A 25,988-nucleotide genomic window follows, 5' to 3' on the forward strand; every position below is an offset into this window, starting at 1 on the left:
TTGAGGAGCCAACCGTGTCGGAAACGAAGGGCGCAAGCCAGGTGAAAGTGGGTGTCGTGATGGGGTCCAGCAGCGACTGGGATGTCATGCGCCACGCCGCCGACATTCTGACCGAGTTCGGCATTCCGTTCGAGGCGCAGGTGGTTTCCGCGCACCGCATGCCGGATGACATGTTCCGCTATGCCGAAGCGGCGGCCGACCGCGGCTTGGTCGCCATCATTGCCGGTGCCGGCGGTGCGGCCCACCTGCCGGGCATGCTGGCCGCCAAGACCACGGTGCCGGTGCTGGGCGTGCCCGTGCCCTCGCGCCACCTCCAGGGCGTCGATTCGCTCCATTCCATCGTGCAGATGCCCAAGGGCATTCCTGTGGCCACGTTCGCGATCGGCACCGCCGGGGCGGGCAACGCGGCGTTGTTTGCCGTGGCCATGCTGGCCGGCAACGACCCGGCGCTGCGCGCCAGGCTCGACGCCTTCCGCACCCGCCAGACCGAAGTGGCCCGCGCCATGACGGCCGACCTGATCATGGAACCCAAGGCATGAGCAAGGCCGCTTCCGACGTGATCCTGCCCGGCGCCACCCTGGGCGTGATGGGCGGCGGCCAGCTGGGCCGCATGTTCGTGCATGCCGCCCAGGCCATGGGCTACCGCACGGCCGTGCTCGACGCCGACCCGACCAGCCCGGCCGGCCTCGTCTCGCACGCCCACATCCAGACGCCGTATCTGGATGAGGCCGGTCTGGCCGCGCTGGCCCGCGAAGCCGCGGCCATCACCACCGAGTTCGAGAACGTGCCTGCCGCCGCGCTCGACCAGCTGGCCCGGACCCGCCCCGTCGCGCCCTCGGGCGCCGCCGTGGCTGTCTGCCAGGACCGCGCCCGCGAGAAGGCCCATTTCGTCGGCTGCGGGGTCGACTGCGCGCCGCACGCCATCATCGCCACGGCCGAGCAACTCGCCGCCGTGTCGGACGACCTGCTGCCCGGCATCCTGAAAACCGCCCGCCTGGGCTACGACGGCAAGGGCCAGGTGCGCGTCAAGACCCGCGCCGAGCTCGAAGCCGCCTGGGCCGAGCTCCAGCAGGTCGAGTGCGTGCTCGAGAAGATGCTGCCGCTGGCCTACGAGGTCAGCGTCATCGTGGCGCGCGGCCGCGACGGCCAGGTCGTGCACTTCCCGCTGCAGCAGAACCTGCACCGTGACGGCATCCTGGCCGTGACCACGGTGCCCGCACCGAACGTGACCGAGGCCGTGTCGCAGCAGGCGTACGACGCCGCCCACCAGATCGCCGCTTCGCTGAACTACGTCGGCGTGCTGTGCATCGAGTTCTTCGTGCTGGCCGACGGCCGCATCGTCGCCAACGAGATGGCCCCGCGCCCGCACAACTCCGGCCACCACACCATCGACGCGTGCGACGTGTCGCAATTCGAGCTGCAGGTGCGCGCCATGACCGGCCTGCCGCTGGTGGCGCCCGTGCTGCACAGCCCCTGCCTGATGCTCAACCTGCTGGGCGACCTGTGGTTCCCGGCCGGCGCCACCGCGCAGGTCGAGCCCGACTGGGCCGCCGTGCTGGCGCTGTCCGGCACGCACCTGCACCTGTACGGCAAGACCGAGGCACGCAAGGGCCGCAAGATGGGCCACCTGACCGTCACCGCGGCCACGCCCGAAGCAGCCCGTGACACGGCACTGAAGGCCGCAGCCATCCTGGGCATCGCCCCGTTCTGACCCGGCCAGAGCTGGCCTCCAACGCCCACACCACCATGCGCCTGCTGGATCCCGCGACCCAACCCGACGCCATCGAGCAGGCCGCGCGCCGCATCGTGGCCGGCGGCCTGGTGGCCCTGCCCACCGAAACCGTCTACGGCCTGGGTGCCCGCGCCGACGATGCCGAGGCCGTGGCCCGCATCTTCGCGGCCAAGGGTCGGCCCAGCGACCACCCGCTGATCGTGCACGTGCCCAACGGCGCGGCGGCGCTGCACTTCGTCTCGGCCTTCCCGCCGGTGGCGCAGCGCCTGTGCGCGGCCTTCTGGCCCGGACCGCTGACGGTCATCGTGCCGCGCGACCCGGACACCGCCACCGCGGCTGCCGGCGGTCAAGACACGATCGGACTGCGCTGCCCGTCGCACCCCGTGGCGCGCCAGCTCCTGGAAGCCTGCGCCAACCTCGATGTTCTGGGGGTGGCCGCGCCCAGCGCCAACCGCTTCGGTCGCATCAGCCCGACGCAGGCCGTCCACGTGGTCGACGAATTCCAGGACGCCGGTGAAGGCCTGGACGAGGTCTGGGTGCTCGACGGCGGCGCGTGCGAGGTGGGCATCGAGTCGACCATCGTCGATTGCTCACGCGAGCAGCCGGTGCTGCTGCGCCCCGGCCGCCTCACGCTGGCCGAGATCGAGGCCGTCGCCGGCCAGCCCGTGCTGTGGTCCACCCCCGAGGCGCCGGACCCGGCCGCCCCGAAGGCCCCGGGCACGCTCGCCTCGCACTACGCGCCGCGCGCCCGCCTGCGCCTGATGGCCGACACCCAACTGGATGCCGCGCTCGACGTGCTGGAGCCCGAGCTGCTGGCCGCCGCGCTGCGCGAGCCGAGCCACCCGCCGAAGGTGGCGGTGTACTCGCGCAGCCTGTGGGCCCGCCGCGCGCCGAGCAAGGGCGTGGTGCACCGCTCCATGCCGGGCGATGCCGCCACCGCCGCCCACGACCTGTTTGCCGACCTGCGCGAGCTCGATGCCCTGGGCGTCGACCTGATCTGGGTCGAGACCCCGCCCGACGATGCCGCATGGGACGGTGTGCGCGACCGATTGCGCCGCGCCGCTGCCTGATCGCGCACCGGCTCTTTACGTCCTGACATCGTCCGCCTTTGCGAAGGCGGTTATTCTTGCCGCCTCAGTCTCGCGACCCGTATCTGGAGAGTCCATGTTCCGCCTGCCCGTTTCCCTGACGTCTTCCTCACTGCGCCGGCCCCTGAAGGCCGTGGGTGCGGTGGCCGCGGCCTGCGCGCTGGCGGTGACTGTCACGGCCTGTGGCGGTGGTTCCCAGGCATCGAAGTTCAAGCCCAGCCGGGTGGTCAGCTTTGGCGATGACAACAGCTTCGTCAGCAGCGCGGGCAAGAAGTACACGGTCAATGCCGTCAGCCTGGACGCATCCGGCAACGCCTATGTCAGCGGCAGCACGACGACCACCACCAACGACCCCACCCAGATGGGCTACAACTGCCAGGTCAACGCCGTGTGGGTGCAGACGGTGGCGGCGGCCTATGGCTTCGATGCGAGCCAGTGTCCGGTGAGCGGCGCCACACGCCAGGCCTACCTGCTGGCGCTCGACCCGGGTGCGACGGCCACCACCTCGGCCGGCGTGCTGGACGCGACCGCCGCCGCGGCCGGCAAGACCAACGCGGGCGTGGCCAAAGTGATTCAGGCCATGCAGACGAACGCCGGGCTGCTCACCAACGGGACCCTGGTGCTGATGATGGCCGGCCAGCCCGACGTGCTCGACGCCTTTGTCCGTTACAAGGCGAGCCCCACATCGCTGGCCTCGCTGGTCGCCGAAATGAAGGCCCTGGGCATCAGCCTGTCTACGGCCATGGCGCAGTACATCAAGCCCACGGGCGCCCGTGTGGCACTGGTCCGGTTGCCCTTGCTGACGCTCAGCCCTCTGGGCCAGGCCGCCACCGAGGCCGAGCGTGACGCGCTGCTCCAACTCATCGTCGCTTTCAACGACGGCGTCACGAACCAGGCCGAGGTCGACTTCGACGGGCGCCAACTCACCCTGGTCCGCACCGACACCCTGACCCAGCAGATGTCCGACTCGCGCACCCGCAGCAGCTACGGCATCAGCAACTCGACCGACGTCGGCTGCGCCAGCGGCCGCGGCACCTCGGCCCCGCTGTGCAACACCAGCTACGCCGATCCCACCGCGTCGCAGGGCGTGGTCAACAGCACCGTGTCTTCGGTGTACCTGTGGGCCGATGCCACGCACTTCGCGCCCCAGGCCCATGCCCGTCTGGCCGCGCTGGTCGTCAGCAACGTCAACCGCAACCCGCTGTGATGCAGGTCAGCGCTCGGCCCCGGTAGCCGGGCCTGACGGGCCGCTCAGCGCTCGCAGCGTGGGGCGGCTTCGGCTTCAGCCTCGACGCCGGCGTCCCGCGGGCGGTAGGCCAGCTTCATCCCCAGAATGCTCAGCGCCAGGCTCAGCGTGATGACGTTGGCGATCACGATGGGCAGCGCGCCCAGCGCGAGGCCGTAGACCAGCCACAGCGCCACCCCGCCGGTGAAGGCCGAGTACATGCCCAGCGAAATGCCGCTGACATCCCGCGTGCGGAAGGTCAACCACGCCTGAGGCACGAAGGCGCTGGTGGTCAGCACGGCCGCCGCCGAGCCCACCCAGTCGATGACATGCGGATCGAAGGCGAACAGGGCGGCGAGGTTCACAGGGCGGGTTCCGGGCGAGATGGGCAGAGCCCGTCGGTGATCGGGCCGGCGCGGATTCTCCCAGTTTTCACAGCGGCGTGGCGCGCGCCCAGAGCAGCAGTTCGTCGAATGCCGGGCGGGCCGCTTCGGCGCGGGCGTGGTTGACCAGAAAGACCACGGCCAGGCGGCGACCGTCGTCCCGGCTCACCACGCCAGCGATGCCCGCCACCCCGTCCAGGGAGCCGGTCTTCAGGTGGGCCTGGCCCGCCACCCCGCGCAGCCGCCGCGCGGTGCCGTCCAGCCCCGCCACCGGCAACGACGCCAGAAACTCCGGCATGGTGGGCGCCACCCACATCCGCTGCAGCCAGCGGCCCAGGCAGGCGGCCGTGCTGCGCTCCAGCCGCGACAGGCCCGAGCCGTTGTCCAGCACCAGCGCCTCGCCGTCACACGGGCCGGTGTCCTGCCCAGCCTCGCGTGTGGCCCCGCGCACGGCCTCGGTTACCACCTGGCGGGCGCTGTCCGGGCTGGCGGGCGGCGCATCCGGCGTCGGCGCACGCCCCAGCGTCAGAAACAGCTGCCGCGCCATCACGTTGTTGCTGAACTTGTTGATGTCGCGCACCACCTCGCCCAGCGGCGGCGACACCCAGGCCTGCCACGCCGGCAGGCCCGCGGGCCACGTCCCCGCGCGCACCTGGCCCCTCAGCGCGCCACCCGCCGCCCGCCAACGTGATGCCAGCAGCCGGGCGCTGTGGTCGTCGGTGGCCGGCCACAGCACGGGCCAGTCGCGCTCACCGCAGCTCGCCGGGTAGCGCCCTTGCAGGGTCACCGTCCACGGTGTCGGTGGGGCTGCGCCCACCGGGGCGGGCAATGGCGCGGCGTCGCCCCCTTGCGCCGGGCCCGCCGACGGGGCCAAGCCCAACACCAGCGCCTGGCGCCAGTCGCCGCAAGGGCCGTCGCCCAGCGGCACGTCGGCCCGCAACTGCACGCCGTCGAGCGGGGGGCTCACGTCCACGCGGGCCCAGCCGGGCCGCGCCGCATCGGGCCGCAGGCGCAAGGTCACCGCCCGGTGCGCGAGCAGCAGCGCGTCCGGCCCGCCGTTGTAGGGCTTGAGCGCCTGGCCGTCGAAGGCGGCCGGATCGTGCGGCGGCAGTGCGAAAGCCTGGCGGTCCAGCACGATGTCGCCGTCCACCTGCGTCAACCCGGCGGCCCGCCACCGCGCCAGCATGGCGTCCAGGCGCTCCAGCACCAGGGCCGGGTCGCCCTGCCCACGCACGTACAGCGGGCCGGCCAGGCGGCCGTCCGGCTGCATCGGGCCGCCCAGGCCCACTTCGGTGCGCCACGTCCATGCCGGCCCCAGCCGTTGCAGCGCCACCCCGGTCGTGAACAGCTTCATCAGCGAAGCGGGCTGCCGCACGACCCCGTCGAGGTGGGCCACCCGGGCGGGGCCCCCCTCGACCGGCCACACCCCGACCGACACGGCCTCCAGCGGGACACCGGCACGCGCCAGCGCCAGGCGCACGTTGTCCGGCAGACCGGCCGAGGCGGCAGACGCGGGCGCCTGGTCCGGGGCGGCAGGCATGCCTTCCGCCCGCACGGCGGTCCACGGTCCGATCAGGGCGACAGCCCAGGCAAGCAGGCACGGAATCAGAGACGAGACGGGCATGTCGCCATCATAGGAGCGCCGCAGTGGCTACACTCCCGGCCATGCCCGCGTCCCCTGCCGTCCTGATTGCGCTGGACACCGCCACCGACCTGATCCACGCTGCCCTGGCCGCCCCTGATGCCACGCTGGTGCGCCAGCTGCCGGGCGGTGCCCAGGCCTCGCGCGACCTGCTGCCCGCGCTGCAGAGCCTGCTCGCCGAGGGCGGGCGCACCTGGCAGGACGTCGATGCGATTGCCTTCGGGGCCGGCCCGGGCGCCTTCACCGGCCTGCGCACGGCGTGCTCCGTCACGCAGGGCCTGGCCCTGGGCCTGGGTTGCCCGGTCATCGCACTCGACACCCTGCGCGCCGTGGCCGAAGACGCCCGCTTGCGTCAGCCCGATGCCGTGCCCGAGGGGGCGACCGTGTGGGTGCTGCAGGACGCGCGCATGGAGGAGTTGTATGTGGCGGCCCTTGCCTGGCGCGACGGCGAATGGCAGACCATCGAGCCCCCGCGTCTGTGGCCCGTGGCCGAGCCCGCTCGCCGCTGGGGTGAGGGTGCTGCGGCCGACGACCTGCGTCTGGCGGGCAACGCACTCTCGGCCTGCGCCGAGGCGCTGGCGCCTGTGCTGCAGACAGGCCGCTGCCGGCTGGCCGATGCCGAGGCCCGCCCGTCGGGCCAGGCGCTGGCCTCGCTGGCACGGCGTGCCTGGGCCCGCGGCGACACCGTCGATGCCGCACTGGCCCTGCCCACCTATGTGCGCGACAAGGTCGCCCAGACCTCGGCCGAACGCGCCGCGGCCCGCCATCCAGCCGGGCAGGGGGGCTGAACGGTGCCGTCCCGGTATGTAGACCGCCCCCTGACGGACGCCGACATCGCGTCCGTCGTGACCATGGAGGCCCAGGCGTGCGAGCACCCCTCGCACGCCTGGACGGCCGACAACTACCGTTCGTCGCTGCGTGCGGGTTACTGGGCCCGCGTGCGCTGCGATGCGGACAGCGGCCGGGTGGTGGCCGTCTGTGTGGCGATGGACGGCCCGGACGAGGTGCACCTCCTCAACGTCGCCGTCGACCGCGCCTGGCAGGGCCAGGGCGTGGCCCGTGCGTTGCTCGACGTGCTGGCTGCACGCTGCCTCCAGCAGTGCGCCGAGACCCTGTGGCTGGAAGTTCGCCCCAGCAACATGCCGGCACGGACGCTGTACGCGCGCCTCGGCTTTGTCGAGGTGGGGCGGCGCAAAGGCTATTACCCGGCGCCCGAAGGGCGCGAGGACGCGATCGTGATGCGGCTGGCGCTGGCCCCCGCCTCGCCTGGAGAAGCCCATGCGGTGGACTGAACGACAGCGCGCCATGCTGCGCGAGATGGGCGTGCCGCCGTTCTGGCCCGAAGAGGCGGAGGCGCCCGCCGAGGGCATGACCGAGTCGGCGGCGGTTCCGGCCGCGCCGGCGGTGCAGGCAGCTGCCGCAGGCGCCCCCGTGGCGCCCCCCGCCGTGCCGCAGCGCCCCGTTGCCGTGGCCCCGGCAGCGCCCGCTCGCGCGCCCCTGGGGCGCCCCCCCGCCATGGCCGACAAGCCGGCCGCGGTCGAGGCCCCGCTGGGCGCCCGCCCCGCCGGCATCGACACCATGGACTGGGCCGCCCTGCGCGCCACCGTGGCCGGCTGCCAGGCCTGCAGCCTGGGCGCCAGCCGCAAGCAGGCCGTGTTCGGCGTGGGCCACGAGCAGGCCGACTGGATGATCGTCGGCGAAGCCCCGGGCGAGCAGGAGGACCGCGAAGGCGAGCCCTTCGTCGGCCGCGCCGGTCAGCTGCTCGACCGCATGCTGCACGCCATCGACCTGACGCGCGGCGAAGACGCGCCTGTGCGCCAGGTTTTCATTGCCAATGTGCTGAAGTGCCGCCCGCCGGCCAACCGCAACCCGCAGCCTCAGGAAGTGAGCCAGTGCGAGCCCTACCTGCTGCGGCAGATGGCGCTGGTGCAGCCCAAGGTCGTCCTGGCCATGGGGCGCTTTGCCGTGCAGTCGTTGCTCAAGACCAGCGAGCCCATCGGCAAGCTGCGCGGGCGCGTGCACACGGTGCAGGGCGTGCCGGTGGTGGTCACCTATCACCCGGCCTACCTGCTGCGCAATCCGGCCGACAAGGCCCTGGCCTGGGCCGATCTGTGCCTGGCCCGCGAGGTGCGAGCCGCGGCAGGCTGATCAGCTGTCGATGTAGCGCTGGCGGCGGAACCACCACACCAGCCCGACCACGACTGCGCCCATCAGGCCCAGCGCGATCCAGAAACCGGCGGCTTCGTGAATCAGCGGCAGCATGTCGAAGTTCATGCCGAAGATGCCGGTGATCAGGTTCAGCGGCAGGAAGATGGCCGTCAGCACGGTCAGCGTGCGCATGATCTCGTTGGTGCGGCTGCCCTGCAGCGAGAAGTGCATCTGCACCGCGCTTTCCGACGAACTCTCGAGCCGGCGCACATGGCTCAGCACGCGCTCGATGTGCTCCTGCACATCGCGTGAGCGGACGCGCAGCACCTCGCGCTCGCGGGCGGTCTGCGGGTCCTGCGGCATGGGCCAGTCCTCGAGCGCATCCAGCCACTCCTGCACCGCGCTGCGCTGGTCTTCGCAGGTGTCTTCCAGCATGTGCAGCGTGTTGCGCGACTCGAGCAGCGCCTGCCAGTTCCGGAAGCGGTTGCGGTTGTGCAGCATCTCCTGCTGCAGGTAACCCAGCTGCCGGGTCAGCAGGCGGCGCAGGTCAAGGTAGCTGTCGACCATGTGGTTGACGATGCGCAGCATCAGGTCCGCCGGGCTCGGCGGCAGCCGCGAGGGGCCGCGCCCTTCCGTGCGGTGAGGCAGGCTTTCGCTCAGGCCATGCAGCACGGCGTCGGCACTGAGGTGGCCGTCTTCGTCGCCCGTGCGGGCTGGGGCATCGGCCGGCGCCAGCTGCGGCTCTGACCGAGGGGCGCCCAGGCCGTCCTGCGGGCCCTGGCCGAGCTGGCTCAGGCGGGTCTCGAAGAAGTCGCGCACCGAGCAGTCGGCCGGGTGCACGGTCAGCAGCACCCGATCGAACACCGCAAAGCCCACCGGACTCGTGTCGATGGCCGCCAGCGCCTTGCGCGCGCTCGACGCCGTGCCGCGCTCGTCGTCCAGAAAGAGGTGGGCCGTGCCCTGGCCCGCTGCCAACCGGCGGAACACCAGCAGGTCGTACCACGAGGTGTAGTCGTACTGCGAGGGCAACTGGGGGTTCAGCAGGTCCGAGACGTGCAGGTCCACCAGGCTGCCTCCGGCCAGGCGCTGCAAGTGGCGCTGCACCTCGGTCAGCTGCACCTCGAAGACGCGCCGCGCAGAGGTCACCCACAGAAAGCCGTGGGACGGCAGCGAGGCCGGCCAGCCGGGCAGCTCGGTGAACTGGTCGTTGATCAGGAAGAAGCGCACACGGTCTCCGCCATGCGGCCCGGGGTCAGGCGCGCAGCTTGGCCGCGGCTTCCAGGGCGAAATAGGTCAGCACGCCATCGGCGCCCGCGCGTTTGAAGGCCAGCAGGCTCTCCATCATCACGGCGTCGTGGTCCAGCCAGCCATTCTGCGCGGCGGCCTTGATCATCGCGTACTCGCCGCTCACCTGGTAGGCAAAGGTGGGCACCTTGAACTCGTCCTTCACGCGACGCACGATGTCCAGATACGGCATGCCGGGCTTGACCATCACCATGTCGGCGCCCTCGGCGATGTCCATGGCCACCTCGTGCAGGGCCTCGTCGCTGTTGGCCGGGTCCATCTGGTAGACCTTCTTGTCGGCCTTGCCCAGGTTGGCGGCCGAGCCCACCGCGTCGCGGAAGGGCCCGTAGAAGGCACTCGCGTACTTGGCGCTGTAGGCCATGATGCGCGTGTAGATCAGGTTCTGCGCCTCCAGCGCGCGGCGGATGGCGCCGATGCGGCCGTCCATCATGTCGCTGGGCGCCACGATGTCGACACCCGCTTCGGCCTGGGCCAGCGCCTGCTTCGTCAGCACCGCCACGGTCTCGTCATTGAGGATGTAGCCTGTCTCGTCCAGCAGGCCGTCCTGGCCGTGGCTGGTGTAGGGGTCGAGCGCCACGTCGGTCATGATGCCCAGTTCGGGAAAGCGCCGCTTGAGTTCGCGCACCGTGCGCGGCACCAGCCCCTCGGGATTGAAGGCCTCGCGGCCGTCGGGGGTCTTGTGTGCCTGGTCGATCACGGGGAACAGCGCCAGCACCGGCACGCCCAGTTCCACACAGCGCTCGGCCACCGACCACAGCGCGCTGCGCCCCAGCCGTGCGACGCCCGGCATCGAGGCCACGTCCTGCGTGCCTTCGTCCTGGTCCAGGATGAAGACCGGGTAGATCAGGTCGTCGGTGCTCAGCGCGTGCTCGCGCACCAGCCGGCGGCTGAAGGCGTCCTTGCGCAGACGACGGGGGCGGTGCAGGGGGAAAGCGGGGGTGATGGACATCGACGGGAACAATGAAAAGACCGTGAAAGATTGCAAAGCTGGCAAAAAATCAGCTGGCATCCGGGGTTTTTCGGACATGGCCGAAAGACATGCCGCGCAGGCCCCCCTATAATGGATCCCGAATGATACGCCGCGAGGCTGTCATTCCCTGCTTTTCCTCCCTGAGCAGGTGCCTTACCGTGATGACAGCGTTAAGGCTTGAAAGCCCCGGCTCGTGCCGGGGCTCTTTTTTTGTCTGCGCGGTTTCGACACACCGCGCGTGCGCCCGGTGTGCACTGCTGCTCATAATCCCCCCATGAGCGCTCCCTACCTCTGGGTCAAGGCCCTGCACATCATCTTCGTGGCCAGCTGGTTTGCCGGCCTGTTCTACCTGCCCCGCCTGTTCGTGAACCTGGCCATGGTGCCGGGCGACAGCCATGCCGAGCGCGAGCGCCTGCTGGTGATGGCGCGCAAGCTCTACCGCTTCGCCACCATCCTGATGATCCCGGCGGTCGGGCTCGGGCTGGTGCTGTGGCTGTACTTCGGCATGGGCAAGGGCCCGGGCCAGATCTGGCTGCACATCAAGCTGACGCTGGTCGTGCTGACCATCGGCTACCACCACTATTGCAAGCGGCTGCTGCGCGATTTCGAGGCGCTGCACAACCGCCGCAGCCACCGCTGGTTCCGCGTCTTCAACGAGGTGTCGGTGCTGCTGTTTGCGGCCATCGTCATTCTCGTGGTGCTCAAGCCGACGGTCGGCTGAGGACCACGGCGCGCCTGGCGCGGGGTTGACGGCAATGAGCGCACACCGCAGCGCGGCCTGGCCGCTGAGCTGGCTGGCGATCGCCCTGATCGCCTACGCCACGCTGTACCCGCTCAGCGGCTGGCACTGGCCCGATGCCCGGGTGTTCAGCTGGACCCTGCCCAAGCTGCGTCAGGAGTTCTCCGGTGACCTGGCCGGCAACCTCGTCGGCTACCTGCCGCTGGGCGCCATCCTGTGCATCGCCCACCTGCGCTCGGGCCGCTCGGTGCCGGTGTCGGCGCTGCTGACCGTGCTCAGCGGGGCCGCGCTGTCCTACGCGCTGGAACTGGCCCAGTTCACCCTGCCGGCGCGCGTGCCGTCGGTCACCGACTGGGTGCTCAACACGCTGGGCGCGGCCTGGGGCGCACTGGCTGCGGTCACCGTCCACGCGCTGGGCCTCATCGACGGCTGGCACCGTCTGCGCGAGCGTTGGTTCATTCCCCAGGCCGGCCACGGGCTGGCGCTGTTGTGGGTGTGGCCGTTGGGCCTGCTGTTTCCGCCGCCGCTGCCGCTGGGGCAGGGGCAGCTGTGGCCGCACCTGCACGTGCTGCTGGTCGACTGGACGGCCGACACGCCGCTGCAACGCTGGCTGCTGCCCGACGACCCGCTCACCCTGTGGGCCGGCACCGGCGCCTTGCTGCACGACGGCTGGCCGCCGCTGCTGGAGTCGCTGACCGTGGCGGCCGGCCTGCTGGTGCCGATGTGTCTGGCGTGCGCGGTGGCGCGCCCGCGCCGCCTGCGCCTGTTGCTGCTGAGTGGCGCGGTCGTGGTGGCCGTGGGCGTCACCACGCTCGCGACCGCCCTGAACTTCGCGCCCGTGCACGCGCTCACGTGGATGACGATGCCCACGCTGGTCGGCCTGATGCTCGGCGCCATGGGGGCCGTGGTGCTGGTCGGGCTGGGTCGCACCCTGTGCGCGGTGCTGGGTGTGGCGCTCACGCTGGCCCTCATCGTGCTGATCCACCTGGCCCCCACCGACCCGTACTACGCCGCCACCCTGGCCGCCTGGGAGCAGGGGCGTTTCATCCGCTTTCACGGCCTGTCGCGCTGGATCGGGCTGCTGTGGCCCTATGTGGCGCTTGCCTGGCTTCTGGCGCGGCTGCTCCACCGCGAGCCCCGAATCCCTGCTGCGGTGCGGCGGGGCCCGAGTGCCTAGAATGCGCGCATGAGCTATTACCAGCGCCACATCTTCTTCTGTCTGAACCAGCGCATCAACGGCGAGGACTGCTGTGCCGACCACAACGCGAAGGAAGGCTTTGATCACTGCAAGGCGCGCGTGAAAGACGCCGGGCTGGCGGGGCCGGGCCAGGTTCGCGTCAACAAGGCCGGCTGTCTCGACCGCTGTGCCGGCGGCCCGGTCGCGGTGGTCTACCCCGAGGGCACCTGGTACACCTTCGTCGACAAGAGCGACATCGACGAGATCGTCGACCAGCACCTGATCAAGGGCGAGGTCGTCGAGCGTCTGGTGCTGCCGCCGTCGGTCGGTCGCTGAAGGGGGGCGCGATGATCGGACGCCCCGCATCCATCACCCTCGAGGGGCCGGCCGGCCTGCTGGAAGTCGTTGTCGAGGAGCCCGCGCAGGCGCCCGTGGGGCTGGCCGTCGTGGCCCACCCCCACCCGCTGATGGGCGGCACGATGGACAACAAGGTGGTCCACACCCTGGTGCGCGCCTTCGTGCTGCAGGGCTGGCGGGCCGTGCGCTTCAACTTCCGTGGTGTGGGCCGTTCGGCGGGCGCCTGGGACGAGGGCCGGGGCGAGACGGACGACATGCTCGCCGTGGTGGCGCAGCACCGGGCCGACCCGGCGCTGCAGGGCCTGCCGCTGGCCCTGGCCGGTTTTTCGTTCGGTGGCTTCGTGGCCGCCCGTGCGCACGCCGCTTTGATGGCGGCCGCCGACACCGATCCGAATGCCGCGCGCCCGTCTCAGCTGGTGCTGGTCAGCCCGGCCACCACCCGTTTCGATGTGCCACCCGTGCCGGCCCACACGCTGGTGGTCGAGGGCGAAGAGGACGACGTCGTGCCGCTGGCCGACATCCTGACCTGGGCCCGCCCGCAAAGCCTGCCGATCACCGTCGTGCCCGGCACCGGCCATTTCTTCCACGGCCAGCTGCCCACGCTGCGCGAGGTCGTGCGCAAGCACCTGCGCCTGGCCGCGGCCGGCGGCTGAGCGTGTCCGCCCGGCGGCGGGCACACGCGCCGCTTGCAATCCTGCACCGTGGCCCCACCTGCCTCCTTCCGCGTGCCCTGCTGAACCGATGCCCGCCCTCCGTTGCCTTGTCTCTCGCCGCCCCGACACCCGTCAGGCAGTGCGCCCCGACCGCCATGCCCCCGCTTGGCGGTGGCGCGTGCTGCTGGCCTCGCTGGCCGTGATGCTGGCCAGCGGGCAGACACCGGCGGCGCTGGCTGCTGCCCCGGCCACCGAGGCGCGCAGTGTGTTTGCCGAGCCCGCCACCGCGATGCCGTCGCCGCCCGAGGTGGCCGCCCGCGCCTTCATCCTGCAGGATCTGGCCAGCCGACAGACGCTGGCCGCCCGCCAGGCTGACCAGTCGCTGGAGCCGGCCTCGCTGACCAAGCTGATGACGGCCTGGCTGGTGTGTGAGGCACTGCGCGATGGCAAGCTGCGCCCTGACCAGATGCTGCCTGTGTCCGAGCGCGCCTGGAAGGCCGGCATGGCCGGTGCATCGCGCTCCTTTCTGAAGGCCGGTGGCAGCGCGCGCGTCGACGACCTGCTGCGTGGCATGGTCGTGCACAACGCCAACGACGCCACGGTGGCGCTGGCCGAAGGGCTGGCGGGCTCGGTCGAGGCCTTTGTCGATCGTATGAACCGCCAGGCCGAGGTCTTCGGGCTGCAGGCCACCCGGTTCCGCAACCCCGAGGGTCTGTCCGCCAGCGGTCACCGCAGCACGGCGCGCGAGCTGTCGCTGATCGCAGCCCGCCTGGTCACCGATTTCCCCGAGGTGCTCAAGGTCTCGTCCCTGCAGCAGGCGACCGTGGCCGGCGTGAGCCAGCCCAGCCGCAACCTGCTGCTGATGCGCGACCCGACGGTCGACGGCCTGCAGACCGGCTACACCGAGGCGGCCGGCTACGGCATGGTCGCCACCGCCCGCCGCAGCCTGGGAGGGGTCGAGCGCCGGCTGATCGCCGTCACGCTCGGGGCGGCGTCGCCCGAGGCCCGCGCCGCCGAGACCCAGAAGCTGCTGAACTGGGGCTACAGCGCCTTCGACATGGTGCGCCTGTTCGATGCCGGCCAGCCGGTGGCCACCGCGCAGGTGTGGAAGGGTCAGGCCAGCACCGTGCGCCTGGGACGCCCCACGCCCATCGTGGTCGTGGTGCCGCGCGGGCAGGGTGGCCAGCTGCAGACCAGCGTGGTGCGCCAGGATCCGCTGATGGCCCCGCTGGGCGAGGGCCAGACCGTGGCCCGCCTGCGGGTGGCCATCGGCCCCCAGCACTGGCAGGATGTGCCCTTGCTGGCGCTGGAAGATGTGCCGCCGGCCGGCTGGTTCGGCCGCCTGTGGGACGCCGTGCGGCTCGGCGTGAAGTGACCGCTCGCCTTCTGCCCCCTCTTTTCCTGCTTTCCGTACCCGTTTCCCTGAAAGGACGCTGACATGGCCTCCACCACGCCCCCCGCCCACACTCCCGCCAACCCGGTGATTCCGCCGGAAGAATCCCTGATCGAATACCCGTGCGCCTTCCCCATCAAGGTCATGGGGGCGCACGACGAGACCTTTGTCGAGACCGTCGTGGCCATCGTGGTCGAGCACGACCCGGGCTTTGCCGCGCACACCCTGGAGCGCCGCCCCAGCAGTTCCGGCAAGTACCTCGGCCTGACCGTCACCGTCACGGCCACCAGCCGCACCCAGCTCGACAACCTGTACCGCGCGCTCAGCGGCCACCCGCTGGTGAAGTACGTGCTCTAAGGTGCGGTGGCCTGCCGCATACAATGCCCCGTTCAATGGCCGGCGCGCCCCTCCCAGCCGGGAGGCGCCTCGGCCCTTTGTTTGAAGGAACCTGACTGTGTTGATTTCTGAAGCCTACGCCCAAGCCGCGGCCCCTGCCGCTGGCGCCACCGGTGGCCTGATGAGCATGCTGCCGCTCGTCCTCATGTTCGTCGTCCTGTACTTCGTCATGATCCGCCCGCAGATGAAGCGCCAGAAGGAAACCCGCGCGATGCTCGAAGCCCTGACCAAGGGCGACGAGGTCGTGACCCAGGGGGGTGTCATCGGCCGCATCAGCAAGCTGGGCGACACCTTCGTGCACCTCGAAGTGGCCAACGGCGTCGAGCTGCAGGTGCAGCGCGCGGCCATCGTGCAGGTGCTGCCCAAGGGCACCGTCAAGTAATCCCGCTGCGCCGTCGAGGACCCCATGAACCGCTACCCCTGGTGGAAGTACCTGATCATCGCCGTGGCCCTGCTGGTCGGCCTGATCTACACCCTGCCGAACTTCTTCGGCGAGGCGCCGGCCGTGCAGCTCTCCAGCGGCAAGGCCACGCTCAAGCTCGACAGATCGGCCGTGGCCCGGGTCGAGGCGGCGCTCAAGCAGGCCGGCATCCAGGCCGACTTCGTGGAGTTCGACGGCAACTCGGTGCGTGCGCGCTTTGCCAGCACCGACATCCAGATCCAGGCACGCGACGTGATCGCCCGGGCGGTCAACCCCGATCCGGCCGACCCGAGCTACATCGTGGCGCTCAATCTGGTGTCGCGCTCGCCGCAGTGGCTGCGCAGCCTGCACGCCAACCCGATGTTTCTGGGCCTCGACCTGCGGGGCGGTGTGCACTTCCTGATGCAGGTCGACATGAAGGCGGCCATCACGCAGAAGCTCGATGGGCAGACGGTCGACATCCGTTCCCTGCTGCGTGACAAGGACGTGCGCCACAGCGGCATCCGCCGCGAGGGTGACAGCCTGATCGTGCGCTTCCGCGACGGGGCCGCGCGCCAGGCGGCGCTGCCGGTGCTGCAGGACCGCCTGCCCGATCTGGTCTGGACACCGGGCACCGACACCGGCGGCTCGGGCGACCTCACCCTGGTGGGCGCCCTCAACCCCCAGAGCGCCCGCGCCATCCAGGAGCAGGCCCTCAAGCAGAACATCACCACGCTGCACAACCGGATCAACGAACTCGGCGTGGCCGAGCCCGTGATCCAGCAGCAGGGCATCGACCGCGTGGTCGTGCAGCTGCCCGGCGTGCAGGACACCGCCAAGGCCAAGGACATCATCGGCCGCACCGCCACGCTGGAAGTGCGCATGGTCGATGACGGCACCGAGGCCCAGGCCGCGCTGGCCGGTGGCCCTGTGCCCTTCGGGACCGAGCGCTACTTCGAGCGCGGGGGCGTGCCTGTCATCGTCAAGCGCCAGGTCGTGCTGACCGGCGACAACCTGACCGACGCGCAGCCCGGCTTCGACGAAAACCAGGAAGCCGCCGTGCACCTGACGCTCGACGCCCGCGGCGCCCGCATCTTCAAGGACGTGACCCGCGAGAACGTCGGCAAGCGCATGGCCATCATCCTGTTCGAGAAGGGCAAGGGCGAGGTCGTGACGGCGCCGGTGATCCGCGGCGAGATCGGGGGGGGGCGCGTGCAGATCTCCGGGCGCATGAGCTCGGAAGAGGCCGCCGACACCGCGCTGCTGCTGCGCGCTGGCTCGCTGGCGGCGCCGATGGAGATCATCGAAGAGCGCACCGTCGGCCCGAGCCTGGGTGCCGAGAACATCGAGATGGGCTTCAAGAGCCTAGTCTACGGCTTTGGCGCCATCGCGGTGTTCATGATGCTGTACTACCTGCTGTTCGGCGTGTTCTCGACCGTGGCGCTGGCCGTCAACCTGCTGCTGCTGGTGGCGGTGCTGTCGATGCTGCAGGCGACGCTGACGCTGCCCGGCATTGCGGCCATCGCCCTGACGCTGGGCATGGCCATCGACTCCAACGTGCTGATCAACGAGCGCGTGCGCGAAGAGCTGCGCAATGGCTCGGCGCCGCAGACGGCGATTGCCATGGGCTACGAACACGCCTGGGCCACCATCCTGGACTCGAACGTGACCACGCTGATCGCCGGCCTGTCGCTGCTGGCCTTCGGCTCGGGCCCGGTCAAGGGCTTTGCGGTGGTGCACTGCCTGGGCATCCTGACCTCGATGTTCTCGGCCGTGTTCTTCTCGCGCGGCCTGGTGAACCTCTGGTACGGCCGTCAGAAGAAGCTCAAGAGCGTCTCGATCGGCCAGGTCTGGAAGCCCCAGGAATAAGAACCGGAAGACAAGGAACACTCGGTCATGGAATTCTTCCGCATCCGGCGCGACATCCCCTTCATGCGCCACGCGTTGATCTTCAACGTGATTTCCTTCCTCACCTTCGCCGCAGCGGTGTTCTTCCTGGTCACCCGGGGGCTGCACTTCTCGATCGAATTCACCGGCGGCTCGCTCATCGAGGTGCAGTACGCCCAGAGCGCCAACCTGGTGAAGGCGCGCGAGGCCGTTGAATCGCTCGGCTACGGCGAGGTGCAGGTGCAGAACTTCGGCACCTCGCGTGATGTCCTGATCCGCCTGCCGCTGCGCGGCGGCATGAAACAGGGCGAGGTGGTCGGCAAGGTGTTCGACGCGCTGTGCCGTGCCGAAGGCGGGCAGGTGAGCACGCAGGCCGCTGAAAAGGGCCCGTCCCAGCTCTGTCAGGCGGGTGCCGTGCAGCCGCTCACGCTGCAGCGCAGCGAGTTCGTCGGCCCGCAGGTCGGGGATGAACTGGCCCGCGACGGTGCCCTGGCGCTGGCCGTGACGGTCATCGGCATCATGATCTACCTGGCGATCCGCTTCGAGTGGAAGTTCGCCGTGGCCGGCATCATCGCCAACCTGCACGACGTCATCATCATCCTCGGCTTCTTCGCCTTCTTCCAGTGGGAGTTCTCGCTGTCGGTGCTGGCGGCCGTGCTGGCCGTGCTGGGCTATTCGGTCAACGAATCGGTGGTGATCTTCGACCGGATCCGCGAGGCCTTCCGCAAGTACCGCAAGATGAGCACGAGCGAGGTCATCGACCACGCCATCACCTCGACGATGAGCCGCACCATCATCACGCACGGCTCGACCGAGGCGATGGTGCTGGCCATGCTGCTGTTCGGGGGGCCCACGCTGCACTACTTCGCGCTGGCGCTGACCATCGGGATTCTGTTCGGCATCTACTCGTCGGTCTTCGTGGCGGCGGCCATCGCCATGTGGCTCGGCGTGAAGCGTGAAGACCTCGTGAAGAACACCAAAAAAGACATCGATCCCAACGACCCGCACGCGGGTGCCGTGGTGTAGAGTCCTTTTCAACAGGAACCACCCCGCCGGGTTCGTCGTGTGATGAGCCCGGCGTTTTCACTTCCGCATGTCCGCTGGACCCAATCGAGCGCTGGCCTTGAGCGCCCGCGTCAGTTTCATCGAGTGCCTCTTGAGGGGCAGTGCCGGGCTGGTGCTGGCCTGCGTCGATGGGGCCAAGCTGCTGGCAACCCAGGCGGCCGAACCGGCGCTCTACCAGCGGCGGCGCGATCTGGTGCTCGATTTCCCGCGTGCGCAGACGGCGTGGCAGCAGGCGCTCGAGCAGCGTCTGCGTGAGGCCGCCCAGGCCTTGCGCCTGGGCCGTCCGGTCGATCCCCGTCCCGTGGTCGGGGGGGGCATGCCGGCGGTGCTCAGCCTGGTGGAAGACAGCCACATCGAGCGTGACATCGTGGGCGTGCGGCTGGGGCAGGCGGTCGCCGACCTGACCGGCTCGGAGTACACCGACCTCAGCGCCCGACTTCAGGTCATCCAGGGTGCGATCGACAACACCCCGGGCGTGGTCGACGTGCTCAACCCGTCGTGGCTCGGCCGCGTGGTGCTCGACGCCTGGCTGCTGTCCGGCCTGAACCTCGGCCACTGGGCGACCTTGCAGACCGTGCTCAACAACGAGGCGGCGCAGTGGGCCCAGGAGGCCTACCACCATGCGAACAAGCTGCTGCTCGACAACGGCGTGCGCCCCGAGATCGACCTGCGGCCGTTCATTCGTCGGGCTGCCGACACCGGCGTGCCGGGGCGCAGCGTGGGCGGTGGCTGGGGCGGTGCAGGGGGCAGCGGCGGGGGCACAGGAAACGGCACCGGTGGTGGCGGGGGCGGTGCCGGCACACCCGGTTCATCTGGTTCACCTGGTGCGCCGATGCCACCCGGTGCGGGCCACGGTGGCGGCGCCGGCGGGGGCTCGGGCGGCGCCGGTGGCGGATCCGGCAGCGGCGCATCGCCTGGTTCGCCCTCGGCGGCCGGAACGCGTGGCAACAGCGGGCTGCAGCCCCTGGGCCAGTCCTTCGATGAAACCCACCTGCTGACCCAGACGCCCGGGTTGCGCGCGCCCGGGCAGTCCCAGGCGGTGCTGGGCAAGCTGAACCAGATGGTGGCGCGCCAGGTGCCCGGCTTCGTGCCCACGGCACCGCAGCTCACGGGCACGCCGCCCGTGCTGGTGAGCCCGGGCCTGGGCGAGGCGATGCGCGAGGCCGGGCATGCGCTGCGCCGCCACACCGACGTGGACGTGCTGGTGGGCGACGCCCCCACGCCCGCGCTCATCCTGCGTGACCTGGAAGACAGCAAGCGTGCGCTCAAGCAGGCCGCGGCCACGCCGGTCGAGCGCGCCACGATCGAGATCGTCGCGCTGCTGTTCCAGCACATCCTGACCGAGGAGCGCCTGCCCGCCACCATCCGCGTGTGGTTTGCGCGCCTGCAGATGCCGGTGCTGCGGGTGGCGGTCAGCGAGCCCGACTTCTTTGCCACCACCAACCACCCCGCCCGCATGCTGATCGACCGCATGGGCAGTTGCGTGATGGGCTTTGCGGGCGGCGGCGCCGAGTCCGACGCCGAGGCGCTGCATGCCGAGATCCGGCGCGTGGTGCAGGTGGTCGAGGCCTATCCGGACACCGGCCGACGCGTGTTCCAGACCGTGCTGATCGAGTTCCAGAAGTTCCTGGAGACCTACTTCCGCGATGCCAACGAGGCGTCGCGCAAGGGGGTGTCGCTGGCGCAGCAGGTGGAGCAGCGGGAAACCTGCGCCATCCAGTACACGATCGAGCTGCGCAAGATGCTCGATGGCGTGCCCGTGCACGAAGGGGTGCGCGATTTCCTGTTCCGGGTGTGGGCCGACGTGCTGGCGCACAGCGCCGTGCAGTCCAGCCCTGGCAGCGACGAGACCCGGGCGCTCAAGCGGGCCGCCGCCGACCTGATCTGGTCGGCCAGCGCCAAGACCTCGCGCGAGGAGCGGGCCGATGTGCTGCGCCGTCTGCCGCCACTGTTGAAGATCGTGCGTGACGGCATGGCCCGCGCCGGCCTGTCGGTGGCCCGGCAGGACGAGCACGTGCAGCAACTCAATGCGGCCCTGGCGGCGGCGTTCTCGGCGCGCTCGGCGTCGATCTCGCCCGCCCACCTGAAGGCCGTCACCGACCGGCTCGATGCGCTCGACGAGGTGCTGCCCGATCTGGCGCAGGTCGACCTTGACGAGCAGACGCTGCGCGACCTGTCGGGGCACGAGACCGACGAGTTGCAGGTGGTGGCCGATGGGGGCACCATGCCCACGCCGGCCATGCTGGCCTGGGCCCGTGAACTCCAGATCGGGGCCTGGTTCGAGCTCGACTACCGGCAACGTCGCGAGCCCGTGCAGCTGGCCTGGCAGGGGCTGCAGAAACAGCTGGCGCTGTTCGTCACGCCGTCCGGGCGGGGCGTGCTGTTCCAGTTGCGGCGGCTGGCCGCCTTTCTGCAGGCGGGCCTGCTGGTGCCGGTTGAAGAAGAGTCGCTCACCACCCGCGCCACCCGCGAGGCGCTGGCCAAGCTCGACGCCGATCCCGAGCGCCTGCTGAACTGATCCCCCATCCCCTTACGGCCCGCGGGCGTTCCCGCGCCGCGGACCGTCTCTGCCCATGCTTGAAGCCTTCGCGTTCTCCTCCACCGCCGTCGCCCTGGGCGAAATGGGCGACAAGACCCAGTTGCTCGCCCTGATGCTGGCTGCGCGCTACCGACGCCCGCTGCCCATCGTGATCGGCATCCTGATCGCGACCGTTCTGAACCACGCCCTGGCGGCGGCGCTCGGGGCGTGGTTGACGCAATGGCTCGGGCCCGACGCGTTGCGCTGGCTGGTGGGCGGCTCGTTCCTGGCGGTCGCCGTGTGGATGCTGATCCCCGACAAGATGGACGACGACGAGGTGAGGCTGCCGTCCGGCCTGGGCGTGCTGGCGGCCACGACGGTGGCGTTCTTCATCGCCGAGATGGGCGACAAGACCCAGATCGCGACCGTGGTGCTGGCGGCGCGCTTTCCCGAAGCCTTCGTGCAGGTGGTGGCGGGCACGACCGCGGGCATGCTGCTGGCCAACGTGCCCGCCGTCTACCTGGGCGACCGCCTCACCCGGCGCCTGCCGATGGACTGGATCCACCGGGGCTCGGCGCTGCTGTTTGCCCTGCTGGCGGTGCTGACCTTCTGGCTGTTCTGAGCCGCCAGCGCCGCGGTCTCAGATCGCCAGGCTGGCGTCCGGCGGGCTGACGGCCGCCTCGTGCTGCGTGCGCACGTGCTGACGCAGCAGCACCCCGAAGGCGTCCTCCGTCATCGGGCGCCCCAGGAAGTAGCCCTGGGCCTCGTCGCACTGATGGGAGGCGAGGAAGGCGGCCTGTTCGGCGGTCTCCACGCCTTCGGCCACGATGCCGACCTCCAGCCGGTGCGCCATGGCAATCAAGGCCGCGGCCAGGCGGCTGTCTCCCGGTGACTGGGGGATCGCGCTCAGGAAGCTGCGGTCCAGCTTGAATCGGTCGACCGGCAGTTCGCGCAGGTAGGCAAAGCTGGAGTAGCCGACACCGAAGTCGTCGATGGCAATGCCCACGCCCAGCGCGCGCAACTGGTTCAACACCGCCGCGGCCCGCAGCGACTCGCGCACCACCACGCTTTCGGTGATCTCCAGCTCCAGCGCCGTGGCCGGCAGCCCGGTGTCGGACAGCGCCGCGCGCACCTCGTCGACGATGTCGGGGCGATCCAGCTGCACCGCCGACAGGTTCACCGCGACGCGCAGCGGCCAGTCGGTGTCGGTGCGCCAGCGTTGTGCCAGGGCACAGGCGCGCCGCAGCACCCAGCGGCCCATGGACACGATCAGCCCGGTCTCCTCGGCCAGCGGAATGAACTCGGCCGGCGAGACCAGCTTGCCCTTGTGCTCCCAGCGCAGCAAGGCCTCGGCGCCGGTGATGGCACCCGTGCGGCAGCTGAACTGGGGCTGGAAGTGCAGGCGCAGCTCGTCGCGCTCGAGGGCCTTGTAGAGGTCGTTCTCGAGGATCAGCGACTCGGCCGACGGCGACTCCATGCGGTCGCTGTAGACCTGGATGCGGTTGCGCCCGGCGTGCTTGGCCTGGTACATGGCCAGGTCGGCATGGCGCATCAGCGTGACCGCATCGCGGCCGTGCTCGGGGTAGAGCGCAAGGCCGATGCTGGGCGTCACGCGCAGCTCGTGCGGGCCGACCCGCAGCGGTTCGGCAAACAGGGCCATGAGCTTGTCGGCCACCCGCATGCCGTCGGCCGGCTCGGCGATCTGGGTGAGCAGCACGACGAACTCGTCGCCGCCCAGCCGCGCCACGATGTCCGAGGTGCGCATCGCGGTGCTCAGGCGGCGGGCCGCCTCGATCAGCACATGGTCACCGATGTGGTGGCCCAGGCTGTCGTTGATCTTCTTGAAGCGGTCGAGGTCGAGGAACATCATGGCCATCGCGCCGTCGTGGCGCTCGGCCTGAGCCAGGCTGACCTTGAGCTGCTCCTGCAGCATGTTGCGGTTGGGCAAGCCGGTCAGCGCGTCGTGGCGCGCCATGTGCTGCACCTGCTTTTCGGCTTCACGGCGCGAGGTCACGTCCTGCGCCATGGCGAGGTAGCCCGTGAGCTGGTCGTGCTCGTTGCGCAGCTCGGTCACCGAGAGTTCTGCGATCAGCGGTTGCCCGTCGCCCCGGCGCAGCAGCCATTCGGTCGGGATGCCGGGGCTCTGGTCGGCCAGGTGGCTGAACAGGTTCACGGTGTGGGCCGGTCGCTCCATCCGCATGGCGAGCATGCGCGTGCGTTCGGCCACCTGCTCGGGATCGAAGAAGCGCGTGGCCGTGCTGCGGCCCACCAGCTCCATCGCGGTCTGGCCCAGCAGGCGCTCGCCCGCGGGGTTGATGGCCTGGATCACGCCTTGCCCGTTCAGCACGCAGATCGCGTAAGGCGCGTGGTGCACGATCACCCGGCGCATCTCGTCGACCTCGTTGAGCTGCCGCTGCGCTTCGAGCACGGCGCGCTCGGCGGTCTCCTGCGTGCTCAGGTCCCGCACGATCAGGATGTAGTGCTTCTGCTGCTTGTAGACCATCGAGCTGACCGAGAGCTCCAGCGGGAAGGCGCTGCCGGCCGCCCCACGCAGGCCCTCGGTGCGTTGCCCCAGGCCGTCCATCCCGGTGCACTGCTGCTGCAGGAACTGCTCGACTCGCCCCCCGCGTTCGTGGCGCCCGGCTTCGGGCAGCAGCAGGCGCAGATGCTGGCCCAGCACCTCGTCGGCGTGGCGCGCGAACATGCGGCACGCCGACGCGTTCAGGCTCAGCACCCGCCCGGACGGCGCCACGGTGATGATGCCGTCGACGGTGTGGTCCATGATGGCGCGCAGGCGCCGCTCGTTGTCGGTGGCGCGGGCGCTCAGTTCGTCGGCCAGTTCGGCGGCCTGCTGCGCGCGCAGCCCGCGGTTGCGCCAGGCCCACCACAGGCCCACCGAGCCGGCCACGCCCCCAAGCAGCAGCGCCAGCGGGTAGGGCGCGGTCAAGGGGCGCACGGGGGGGCGCGTGAACGTGAGCGCCCAGCGGCGGCCGGCCACGCCCAGCGTGTGCACGGTCCGATCGCGGTCGTCCACCGGGCTCACGGCATCCGGGCCAGCCCAGGCCGCCTCCAGCGAAGCGCTGTCGAACACCACCGGCAGCACGTCGGCCGAGTCATGGTCCGGGATGCCGTCCAGCGGCCCGCGGTCTTCCACGCGCCAGTGCAGGTCTCGCCAGTCCAGCCGGCCGGCCACCTGCCGCATCAGCGTCTGGCATTCCAGCACACCGGACACCACGCCCTGGAAGGCGGCCCGCCGAGCGGGTTCGCTGCCGGGCACCGCGCCGCCTCGGTACACGGGCAGCCGCACCACCACGCCGCTGCCCTGGGTGATGCCCTGGATCTGCAGGGGTGGGGCCGCTTCGATCTGGCCGGACTGCTGTGCGCGCACCACCGCCTGTCGGCGCGCGGCCTCATCGAGCAGGTCGTGACCCAGCATGGCGTCGATGCGCCCGGCCGGTTCGACGTAGGTGATGGGCACGTAGGTGGCGCGTGCCGGCTCGGCCGGCCGGATGTGGAAGCCCGGGTGGCCATCGGGGCGCACCGTGCGGTCGGCCTGCACCGCCGCTTCGAACGCGGGGCGGTCGTCTTCGCTGACGAGGGGCGCGTAATGCACGGCCCACAGCGCCGGGTAGGTGCGTTCGGCGTTGAGGCCCTCGTAGTGGCGGTGAAACGCTTCGCGGCCGGCGTCGCCATAGGCCGCAAACAGCGCCTGGAAGCCTTTGAGCATCACCAGATGGTGGGTCATCTGGTCGTCCAGCCGCGCAGACACGTCGGCCGCGTCACGCCGGAAAGCCGCGTCGGCCTCGTCCTGCAGGTGGCGCGCGGCGCCCCACCACGCGCCCACGCTCATGGCCAGGCCGGCCACGAGGGCCACCCAGGCGGCGCGGGTGCCCAGAACGGGCTTGTCTAGCGGGGGGGCAGGCGTGTGTTCGTCGTCGATGGGCATCCAGCGTCCTCGGGCCTGCCGCGACACGGGGTCGCGGCACGGCTCAGGAGGATATCGGCTGTCAGCCCGCCGGCTTGACCCCGGGCGCCTGTGTGGCTCAGCGGCCCTGGCGGGCCAGCGCCATCAGGCGCGCGATGCGCTCTTCGGTGGCAGGGTGCGTCGAGAACAGCCCACGCAGACCACCACCCGACAGCGGGTTCATGATCATCATCTGCGCCGTCTCCGGGTGGGCCTCGGCGGCGTGCAGCGGGATGCCCTGCGCATAGCGGTGGATCTTGTCGAGTGCGCTGGCCAGTGCGGCCGGGTCACCGCTGATCTCGGCGCCGCCCCGGTCGGCCTCGAACTCGCGCGCCCGGCTGATGGCCATCTGGATCAGACTGGCGGCCAGCGGCGCCAGGATGGCCACGGCAATGCCCGCAATCGGGTTGACCGGGCGGCCGTCCTCATCGCGCCCACCAAAGAAGACCGCGAAGTTCGCCAGCATCGAGATGGCGCCGGCCATGGTCGCGCTCACGGTGCTGATCAGGATGTCGCGGTGCTTGACGTGGGCCAGTTCGTGCGCCATCACGCCGCGCAGCTCGCGCTCGGTCAGCACATTGAGGATGCCGGTCGTGGCCGCCACGGCCGCGTGCTCCGGGTTGCGGCCGGTGGCGAACGCGTTGGGGGCCTGCTCGTCGATCAGGTAGACCTTGGGCATCGGCATCTGGGCGCGCTGCGCCAGCTCGCGCACCATGCCGTAGAAGCGCGGCGCCGAGGTCTCGTCGACCTCCCGCGCGTTGTACATCTTCAGCACCATCTTGTCGGAGAACCAGTAGCTGAAGAAGTTCATGCCCAGCGCCACGACCAGGGCCATCATCATCCCGGCGCGGCCGCCCATCATGGCGCCGATGGCCATGAAGAGGGCGGTGATCGCCGCCATCAGGATGGCGGTTTTCATCATGTTGAACATCTGGAGGACCCTCCT

24 protein-coding genes are annotated in these 25,988 nt (G+C 70.6%); 18 read left to right on the forward strand and 6 right to left on the reverse strand.

The features are described 5' to 3' along the window. Window positions 1-59: 59 nt before the first annotated feature. The 4 genes from purE to DEH84_RS01505 all read left to right on the forward strand — a co-directional run bounded on the left by purE (window position 60) and on the right by DEH84_RS01505 (window position 4,027). Window positions 60-539 (forward strand): 5-(carboxyamino)imidazole ribonucleotide mutase, encoded by a 480-nt coding sequence (gene purE / locus DEH84_RS01490; RefSeq protein ID WP_109034092.1) that lies wholly within the window; start codon window positions 60-62, stop codon window positions 537-539. Next, the gene (locus DEH84_RS01495; protein ID WP_109034094.1) at window positions 536-1,711 is read left to right on the forward strand and encodes a 5-(carboxyamino)imidazole ribonucleotide synthase; all 1,176 of its coding nucleotides are present in this window, start codon (window positions 536-538) and stop codon (window positions 1,709-1,711) included. The genes purE and DEH84_RS01495 overlap by 4 nt, the downstream gene beginning before the upstream one ends. Before the next feature lie 41 nt (window positions 1,712-1,752). Further along, window positions 1,753-2,802 carry an L-threonylcarbamoyladenylate synthase gene (locus DEH84_RS01500; RefSeq protein WP_425429001.1) on the forward strand — a complete coding sequence of 350 codons (1,050 nt, stop codon included), beginning with the start codon at window positions 1,753-1,755 and terminating at the stop codon, window positions 2,800-2,802. Between the two features lie 94 nt (window positions 2,803-2,896). Next, window positions 2,897-4,027, forward strand: a complete 1,131-nt coding sequence (locus tag DEH84_RS01505) for an SGNH/GDSL hydrolase family protein (protein ID WP_109034098.1) — start codon at window positions 2,897-2,899, stop codon at window positions 4,025-4,027. 44 nt (window positions 4,028-4,071) lie between these two features. Here DEH84_RS01505 and DEH84_RS01510 read toward each other — a convergent pair whose 3' ends face one another. Continuing rightward, entirely contained in the window at window positions 4,072-4,371 is a 300-nt protein-coding gene (locus DEH84_RS01510; protein ID WP_425429002.1) for a SemiSWEET transporter, read from the reverse strand. 106 nt (window positions 4,372-4,477) lie between these two features. Further along, on the reverse strand, window positions 4,478-6,052 hold the full coding sequence (locus tag DEH84_RS01515) for a D-alanyl-D-alanine carboxypeptidase/D-alanyl-D-alanine-endopeptidase (protein ID WP_245932649.1): 1,575 nt from the start codon (window positions 6,050-6,052) through the stop codon (window positions 4,478-4,480). A gap of 41 nt (window positions 6,053-6,093) precedes the next feature. Here DEH84_RS01515 and tsaB point away from each other — a divergent pair, with 41 nt between their 5' ends. The 3 genes from tsaB to DEH84_RS01530 are packed head-to-tail and all read left to right on the forward strand — an operon-like array spanning window position 6,094 to window position 8,218. Next, entirely contained in the window at window positions 6,094-6,858 is a 765-nt protein-coding gene (gene tsaB / locus DEH84_RS01520) for a tRNA (adenosine(37)-N6)-threonylcarbamoyltransferase complex dimerization subunit type 1 TsaB (protein WP_109034100.1), read from the forward strand. Window positions 6,859-6,861: 3 nt separating this feature from the next. Beyond that, a complete protein-coding gene (gene rimI, locus DEH84_RS01525; protein ID WP_245932650.1) occupies window positions 6,862-7,362 on the forward strand; it encodes a ribosomal protein S18-alanine N-acetyltransferase in 501 nt (166 codons plus the stop codon). Beyond that, window positions 7,349-8,218, forward strand: a complete 870-nt coding sequence (locus tag DEH84_RS01530) for a uracil-DNA glycosylase (RefSeq protein ID WP_109034104.1) — start codon at window positions 7,349-7,351, stop codon at window positions 8,216-8,218. The genes rimI and DEH84_RS01530 overlap by 14 nt, the downstream gene beginning before the upstream one ends. Here the strand turns inward: DEH84_RS01530 and DEH84_RS01535 are convergent, their stop codons facing one another. Together DEH84_RS01535 and hemB are read right to left on the reverse strand one after the other, a co-directional pair. Further along, complete coding sequence (locus DEH84_RS01535; RefSeq protein ID WP_245932651.1) at window positions 8,219-9,445, reverse strand: magnesium transporter CorA family protein; 1,227 nt, start codon at window positions 9,443-9,445, stop codon at window positions 8,219-8,221. It lies immediately after the preceding gene. 25 nt (window positions 9,446-9,470) lie between these two features. After that, window positions 9,471-10,472, reverse strand: coding sequence for a porphobilinogen synthase (hemB, locus tag DEH84_RS01540; protein WP_109034108.1), 1,002 nt, complete (start codon window positions 10,470-10,472; stop codon window positions 9,471-9,473). Between the two features lie 295 nt (window positions 10,473-10,767). On the opposite strand from hemB, the gene DEH84_RS01545 reads away from it, so the two are divergent. From DEH84_RS01545 to DEH84_RS01595, 11 genes are all read left to right on the forward strand, one after another. Then, complete coding sequence (locus DEH84_RS01545) at window positions 10,768-11,214, forward strand: CopD family protein (RefSeq protein ID WP_109034111.1); 447 nt, start codon at window positions 10,768-10,770, stop codon at window positions 11,212-11,214. A 34-nt stretch (window positions 11,215-11,248) separates the two neighbouring features. After that, entirely contained in the window at window positions 11,249-12,409 is a 1,161-nt protein-coding gene (locus DEH84_RS01550) for a VanZ family protein (protein WP_109034114.1), read from the forward strand. Window positions 12,410-12,418: 9 nt separating this feature from the next. Then, the gene (locus tag DEH84_RS01555; RefSeq protein ID WP_109034117.1) at window positions 12,419-12,745 is read left to right on the forward strand and encodes a (2Fe-2S) ferredoxin domain-containing protein; all 327 of its coding nucleotides are present in this window, start codon (window positions 12,419-12,421) and stop codon (window positions 12,743-12,745) included. An 11-nt stretch (window positions 12,746-12,756) separates the two neighbouring features. Then, window positions 12,757-13,419, forward strand: coding sequence for an alpha/beta hydrolase (locus DEH84_RS01560; protein ID WP_109034120.1), 663 nt, complete (start codon window positions 12,757-12,759; stop codon window positions 13,417-13,419). A 202-nt stretch (window positions 13,420-13,621) separates the two neighbouring features. Next, a complete protein-coding gene (locus DEH84_RS01565) occupies window positions 13,622-14,794 on the forward strand; it encodes a D-alanyl-D-alanine carboxypeptidase family protein (protein ID WP_109038140.1) in 1,173 nt (390 codons plus the stop codon). A gap of 63 nt (window positions 14,795-14,857) precedes the next feature. After that, window positions 14,858-15,169, forward strand: coding sequence for an HP0495 family protein (locus DEH84_RS01570; protein ID WP_109034122.1), 312 nt, complete (start codon window positions 14,858-14,860; stop codon window positions 15,167-15,169). Between the two features lie 97 nt (window positions 15,170-15,266). Further along, window positions 15,267-15,590: a preprotein translocase subunit YajC gene (gene yajC / locus DEH84_RS01575; protein ID WP_109034125.1), complete on the forward strand. Its 324-nt coding sequence runs from the start codon at window positions 15,267-15,269 to the stop codon at window positions 15,588-15,590. Between the two features lie 24 nt (window positions 15,591-15,614). Then, window positions 15,615-17,477, forward strand: a complete 1,863-nt coding sequence (gene secD / locus DEH84_RS01580; protein WP_109034127.1) for a protein translocase subunit SecD — start codon at window positions 15,615-15,617, stop codon at window positions 17,475-17,477. Window positions 17,478-17,504: 27 nt separating this feature from the next. Further along, entirely contained in the window at window positions 17,505-18,521 is a 1,017-nt protein-coding gene (gene secF, locus DEH84_RS01585; RefSeq protein WP_109034130.1) for a protein translocase subunit SecF, read from the forward strand. 67 nt (window positions 18,522-18,588) lie between these two features. After that, a complete protein-coding gene (locus tag DEH84_RS01590; protein ID WP_109034132.1) occupies window positions 18,589-21,078 on the forward strand; it encodes a DUF1631 family protein in 2,490 nt (829 codons plus the stop codon). A gap of 55 nt (window positions 21,079-21,133) precedes the next feature. Continuing rightward, entirely contained in the window at window positions 21,134-21,700 is a 567-nt protein-coding gene (locus tag DEH84_RS01595) for a TMEM165/GDT1 family protein (RefSeq protein WP_109034134.1), read from the forward strand. 18 nt (window positions 21,701-21,718) lie between these two features. On the opposite strand, the gene DEH84_RS01600 is transcribed toward DEH84_RS01595, so the two are convergent. Further along, complete coding sequence (locus DEH84_RS01600; RefSeq protein ID WP_109034137.1) at window positions 21,719-25,024, reverse strand: bifunctional diguanylate cyclase/phosphodiesterase; 3,306 nt, start codon at window positions 25,022-25,024, stop codon at window positions 21,719-21,721. A 97-nt stretch (window positions 25,025-25,121) separates the two neighbouring features. Next, window positions 25,122-25,973 carry a zinc metalloprotease HtpX gene (gene htpX, locus DEH84_RS01605; RefSeq protein WP_109034139.1) on the reverse strand — a complete coding sequence of 284 codons (852 nt, stop codon included), beginning with the start codon at window positions 25,971-25,973 and terminating at the stop codon, window positions 25,122-25,124. Window positions 25,974-25,988: the final 15 nt, after the last annotated feature.

Source organism: Aquabacterium olei (assembly GCF_003100395.1).
GTDB lineage: Bacteria > Pseudomonadota > Gammaproteobacteria > Burkholderiales > Burkholderiaceae_C > Aquabacterium > Aquabacterium olei.